The organism is Nocardia aurea (assembly GCF_003123685.1).
GTDB classification, from domain to species: domain Bacteria; phylum Actinomycetota; class Actinomycetes; order Mycobacteriales; family Mycobacteriaceae; genus Nocardia; species Nocardia aurea.
In genome coordinates this window covers 1-859 of record NZ_QCYJ01000072.1, presented here as the reverse complement: position 1 = coordinate 859, position 859 = coordinate 1, and the positions used below count along the sequence as shown (strand labels likewise).

Sequence of the window (859 nt, the reverse complement as noted above, 5' to 3'; positions counted from 1 at the left end):
GTAGGACCACCGAATCCCCCCGTCGACGACCGCTTCGGCATCACCGAAGCGAGTCGCCGTACCGAGGACCATCTCGGGGATGGTCTGCCAGGTCACCAAGGCAGCATCCTCGACCCGGCCCTCATTGCGAAGGTCATGGACAAAGTTCGATGGGAACGAGACCGACACTGATCGTCGGCATCCCCGACAGCACCGGTAAAACCGTGCCGTGCATACCTGTTGTCGTGCTCACGATCCGATATCGACATAACGTATGTCACACCCCCAGCAGCCGAGCCAGATTGCCGCCCATGATCTTCGCCTGGTTCTCCAACGGCATGTCCTTGATCTCGTGAACGTAGCGCGCCGGCTCCGCCAGACCCTCCGGATGCGGCCAGTCCGAACCGAACAACACATGATCGACGCCGATGACCTCCGAGAGTCGCTGTAGGTCCTCTTCCCAGAACGGGCTGACGTAGAGACCGCGCTTCAGGGTTTCCACAGGATCCTGGAAACCGAATCCGTCGGGCGCCTTCTTGAACACGTCCGACAGCTGGTTCAGCAGCGGCTCGAGCCAAGCCGAACCGTTCTCGATCACGGCGACCTTCAAGTCCGGGACGCGAGTCAGCGCACCATGGCACACCCAGGACGCCACGGCGTCGGTGACCGGACGCCACTGATTCGTCATCGCGAAAGTGTTGGTCTGAAACGGCAACATCTCCAGGCTGCTACCGACCCACTCCGCATTGAAACGGGAGTAGCCCGAGTCCGAGGAGTGCATGGTCACCAGCACGTCGAGTTCCACGACCCGCTTCCAGAACGGATCGAACTCCGGCAACGCGAACGAACGCATACCGTGCAGACCCGGAACCGGAGCCGG

At 61.6% G+C, this 859-nt stretch carries 1 protein-coding gene; it reads right to left on the bottom strand.

Annotation, left to right across the window (positions count from 1 at the left end):
- Positions 1–256 precede the first annotated feature (256 nt).
- The coding region (locus tag DAT37_RS12955; RefSeq protein WP_157978473.1) for an amidohydrolase family protein at positions 257–859 on the bottom strand (603 nt) is incomplete at its 5' end.